This is a genomic window from Streptomyces sp. NBRC 109706, assembly GCF_000974485.1.
Lineage (GTDB): Bacteria > Actinomycetota > Actinomycetes > Streptomycetales > Streptomycetaceae > Streptomyces.
The window spans coordinates 1-5,369 of record NZ_BBOM01000021.1 but is presented as its reverse complement, the minus strand read 5'-3'; the positions used below and the strand labels follow the sequence as shown (position 1 = coordinate 5,369).

At 72.9% G+C, this 5,369-nt stretch carries 2 protein-coding genes; both read left to right on the top strand.

Features of this window, described 5'->3' with window-relative positions; all coding sequences use genetic code 11:
* A partial coding sequence (locus AOM46_RS31265) for an SDR family NAD(P)-dependent oxidoreductase (protein WP_158920848.1) occupies positions 1-4,209 on the top strand: 4,209 nt, incomplete at its 5' end.
* A gap of 5 nt (positions 4,210-4,214) precedes the next feature.
* The coding region (locus AOM46_RS31260; RefSeq protein WP_199824101.1) for a polyketide synthase at positions 4,215-5,369 on the top strand (1,155 nt) is incomplete at its 3' end.

Below are 5,369 nucleotides of genomic sequence, written 5' to 3'. Positions count from 1 at the left end.
ACCAACACCACCAAACCAACAACAACCCCCCAGGCCCCACAAACCCCCGAAACACCCACCATCTGGACCCTCACCGCCAAAAACCCCACCACCCTCCGCCACCAAGCCCAACAACTCCACACCCACCTCACCACCCACCACCCCCACACCCACCCCACCCACATCGCCACCGCCCTCACCCACACCCGCACCCACCACCCCCACCGCACCACCCTCACCGGCACCACCACCCACCAACTCCTCACCACCCTCCACACCTACGCCCAGGGGGCACCGGACAACGTCCCGGACCAGGTCGTCCAGGGCCAGGTGAGCACCGGCAGGACCGCGTTCCTCTTCCCCGGGCAGGGCACCCAGCATCCGGGGATGACCCACCGGCTCGCCGCCACCCATCCGGTCTATGCCGAGGCGCTGGCGGCCTGTGCCGAGGCGCTGGCGCCGCATACCGACTGGTCGTTGGACGAGGTGCTGGCCGGGGCGCCGGGCGCGCCCCCGCTGGACCGGGTCGATGTGGTGCAGCCCGCGCTCTGGGCCGTGATGGTGTCGCTGGCCGCGCTCTGGCGGCACCACGGGGTGCGTCCCGACGCCGTCGTCGGCCATTCGCAGGGGGAAATCGCGGCGGCCTGTGTGGCCGGCGGCCTCGGCCTGGCGGACGGCGCCCGGGTGGTGGCGCTGCGCAGCCGCGCGCTGCGCGCGTTGGAGGGCCGGGGCGGCATGGTCTCGGTGACGGCGCCGCACGAGCGGTTGGCGCCGCTGCTGGCGCCCTGGGGCGACCGGGTTTCGGTGGCGGCGGTGAACGGGCCCTCGTCGTCGATCGTCTCGGGTGAGCCGGCGGCCCTGGAGGGGCTGCTCGAAGCGTGTGCCGAGGCCGGCGTCTGGGCCCGCCGGGTGCGCGTCGACTACGCATCCCACTCGCCGCAGGTCGAGGAGTTGCGGGAGCGGCTGACCGAGGATCTGGCGCCGATCGCGCCGCGCGCCGGGGAGGTGCGGTTCCACTCCACCGTCAGCGCGGGGGAGTTGGCGACCACGGAGTTGGACGGCGGGTACTGGTTCCGCAATCTGCGGGGCACGGTGCGGTTCGAGGAGACGGTGCGAGATCTGCTGGCGCGTGGCTACACCCGGTTTGTCGAGGTGAGCCCGCATCCCGCGCTCGGGGTCGCGGTCGAGCAGATCGTCGAGGCCACCGAGGGCGCGGGCGAGCGGGCCCGGGTGATCAGCACCCTGCACCGGGACGCCGACGACGCGGAACGTTTCCTCGCCGCGCTCGGCGAGGCGTGGACGCATGGCGCGCCGGTGGACTGGGGGACGCTCTACGATCCGGCGCACGCCCATGAGGTGTCGCTGCCCACCTACGCGTTCCAGAAGGAGCGGTTCTGGCCGACCCCACGGGCGCCGCGCGCTCAGGGGGCCTCGGTGGCAGGGGCCTCGCATCCGTTGGTGGCGGTCGCGTTGCAGCGCGCCGAGGACGCCGGCTGGCTCTTCACGGGGCGGGTCTCGCGCGCCGACCAGCCCTGGCTGGTGGACCATTCGGTGCATGGCACGGTGCTGATGCCGGGCACCGCGTTTGTGGATCTGGCCGCCCGGGTGGGCGAGTTGGCCGGTTGCCCCGAGGTCGCCGAGCTGACGCTTGAGGAGCCGTTGGTGCTGGCGGACGACGGCGCCGTCGAGCTGCAGACGACGCTCGGCCCGCCGGACGAGCATGGGCGGCGGCCGCTGGCGGTGCACTCCCGACCGGTCGGCGCCGCCGATGGCGCGGAGGGTGGCTGGACCCGGCACGCCGGCGGTCTGCTGATCGAGCCCTCCCGGGAACCCGACGCGCCCTTGGCGGCCGAGGTCTGGCCGCCACCGGGGGCGCGGCAGCTGCCGGTGGCGGGCCACTATGCGGGGCTGGCCGAGCGGGGCTTCGGCTACGGGCCGACGTTCCAGGGCCTTCGGGCCGCCTGGCGGCATGCGGACTCGGTGCTGGCGGAGATCGAACTCGACGCGGAGGCCGGAGACTTCGGGATCCACCCGGCGCTTCTCGACGCCGCGTTCCACGCCTGGCTGACGGAGCTGGGGGGGAGCGACGACGAGGCGTCGTCCGGTGCCTGGCTGCCGTTCGCCTGGTCGGGGGTGCGGCTGGCGCGCACCGGCGCGACCCGGCTGCGGGTCACCCTGACCGTGGCGGACGGCGAGGGCCGGGGCGCGGTTCGGATGTCGGCGACCGACGAGACGGGGGCGCCGGTGGTCTCCGTCGCCTCCGTGGTGGCCCGGCCGGTGAGCCGGGCGCGGCTGGCGTCGCTGCGCGCGCCGGCGGACGCGCTCTTCCGGCTGGACTGGACGGCGCCCGAGGGCACCGCCGGTGCGGCGCCGGTGGCGCTCGCGGTGCTGGGCGACGGTGAATTCACCGACCTGGGCGCGGAGTTGGGCGCCGGGTTGGCCCGCCATGGGGATCCGGCGGCGCTGGCCAAGGCGCTGGACGAGGGCTCGGCGGCACCGGACGCGGTGTTGGTGCGGGTGGACGGGCCGGTCGGCGAGGCGCCGCACGAGGTGCTGCGCTGGGCCCTCGGGCTGTTGCAGGAGTGGTTGTCGCTGCCTCGACTGGCCGCCGTTCCGCTGGTGTTCGTCACCGAGGGCGCGGTGGGCACGGGGCCGTCCGAGGCTCCGGTGCCGGCGCTGGCGGCGGTGTGGGGGCTGGTCCGCTCCGCGCAGTCCGAGCATCCGGGCCGGTTCGCGCTGGTCGATCTGGACGGAACGCCCTCGTCCCGCGCCGCGCTACCCGGGGCGCTCTCCCTGGGGGAGCCGCAACTGGCGTTGCGGGACGGCGCGTTGGCGGTTCCCCGGTTGGTGCGGCAGGAGGCCGCTGGGGGCGGCGGGCCGTTGGCGTTCGATCCGGAGGGCACGGTGTTGATCACCGGCGGCACCGGTGGGCTCGGCGCGTTGGTGGCCCGGCATCTGGTCGTGGAACACGGCGCGCGGCGGCTGCTGTTGGCCAGTCGACGCGGCCCGAAGGCGCCGGGGGCCGAGGCCCTGGCGGAAGAACTGACGGCGCTCGGGGCCCAGTTGACCGTGACCGCCTGCGACCTGACGGACCGACAGGAGCTGGCGGCGCTGCTGTCGACGGTGCCCGCCGAGGCGCCGTTGACCTCGGTGATCCACTCCGCCGGCGTGCTGGACGACGGCCTGGTGGAGTCGTTGACGCCGGAGCGGCTGGACCGGGTGCTGCGGCCCAAGGTCGATATGGCGCTGCTGCTCGACGAGTTGACCGGCGATCTGCCGTCGGTTCGGTCCTTTGTGCTGTTCTCCTCGGTCGCGGGCACGGTCGGCGGTCCGGGGCAGGGCAACTACGCGGCGGCCAACGCGTTTCTGGACGCGTTCGCCGCCGCCAGGATCGCCTCGGGCCGGCCCGCCGTCTCGCTGGCCTGGGGCCTGTGGGAGGAGGCCAGCGATATGACACGGCATCTGGGCGGTGCCGGGGTCGCCCAGTTGGGCCGCTCGGGTCTCGCGCCGCTCTCCAACGCCGAGGGCCTGCGGCTCTTCGACGCGGTCCATGGCACCGACGCGCCGGTGCTGGTGCCGGCGCTGCTGGATGTGGCGGCGCTGCGCGGCCAGGCCGCCGACGACGCCCTGCCGGCGACGCTGCGCGCGCTGGTGCCGGCCACGGCGGCCGCGAGGGATCCCAGGGAACGGGCCGCCAGGGAACGTCTCGCCGCCGCCTCGGGTGAGGAACGTGGGGCGCTGGTACGGGAGTTGGTGACCGAGCAGGTCGCCGAGGTGTTGGGTCATCCGAACCCGGGCGCGGTGGATCAGGAACGGGCGTTCCAGGAGTTGGGCCTGGACTCGTTGGGCGCGGTGCGGCTGCGCAACCGGCTCCAGCGGACGCTCGGCCTCCCGCTGCCCTCGACCTTGGCGTTCCAGCACCCCACGGTGGCGTCGCTGGCCCGGCATATCGCCTCGCTGGTGAACGATCAGCTGGGCGAGGCCGGCGCTGCGGACGACGGAGGCGCGGCCGGTGGCGCGGCGGTGCGGGCGGAGCTGGACCGGCTGGCCGGGCTGCTGGACGCGGTGCCGGAGGACGAGGTGTCGGCGGTCAGCGCCCGGCTGCGGTCGCTGCTCGGCGGGCTTGAGCGTCGGGCGAGCGGCGCCGCGCCGCTGGACGGGGATCGGCTGGACGCGGCCACCGAGGACGAGATCTTCGATCTGATCGACAACGATCTGGGAGTGAGCTGACACCGATGTCCGTCGATCACGAGAAGACGCTGCGTTATCTGAAGCGCGTCACCAACGAGCTTCAGGTCACGCGCGAGCAAGTGCGCTCCCTGGAAGGGCAGTTGCACGAGCCGATCGCCGTCGTGGGGATGGCCTGCCACTTCCCCGGCGGGATCGACTCGCCCGAGGACCTGTGGGAGACCGTGGTCAACGGCCGTTCCGTGATCTCGGACTTCCCCACCAACCGGGGTTGGGATCTGGACGCGCTCTACCATCCGGACCCCGACCATCCCGGCACCACCTATGCCAGGGCCGGCGGATTCCTGGAGGACATCGCGGAGTTCGACGCCGACTTCTTCGGCATCGGCCGCACCGAGGCGCTGGCCATGGACCCCCAGCAGCGCCTCCTCCTCCAGACCACCTGGGAACTGCTGGAGAACGCCGGCATACCGCCGGACTCGCTGCGGGGCTCGTCGACCGGGGTGTACATGGGCACCACGGGACAGGACTACTCGTTCCTGTCCGCCTCGGGCCCCGAGGAGTTGGAGGGGTACTGGGGTATCGGTTCGGCCGGGAGTGTCCTGTCCGGACGTGTCGCCTACACCTTCGCCTTCGAAGGCCCCGCCCTCACCATCGACACCGCCTGCTCCTCCTCCCTCGTCGCCACCCACCTCGCCACCCAAGCACTCCAACGCGGCGACTGCACCCTCGCCATCGCCGGCGGCATCACCCTCATGACCACCCCCAAAACCTTCACCGAATTCAGCCGCCAACGCGCCCTCTCCCCCGACGGCCACTGCCGCTCCTACGACCAAAACGCCAACGGAACCGGCTGGTCAGAAGGCATCGCCCTCCTCCTCCTCGAAACACAAACCCACGCCCAACAAAACAACCACCCCATCCACGCCCTCATCCGCGCCACCCACACCAACCAAGACGGCCACAGCAACGGCCTCACCGCACCCAACGCCCCCGCCCAAACCCGCCTCATCACCCACACCCTCAACAAAGCCCACCTCACCCCCAACGACATCGACGCCATCGAAGGCCACGGCACCGCCACCACCCTCGGCGACCCCATCGAAATCGACGCCCTCACCCACGCCTACGCCCAACACCGCACCCCCACCAAACCACCCATCCACCTCTCCAGCCTCAAATCCAACATCGGCCACACCCAA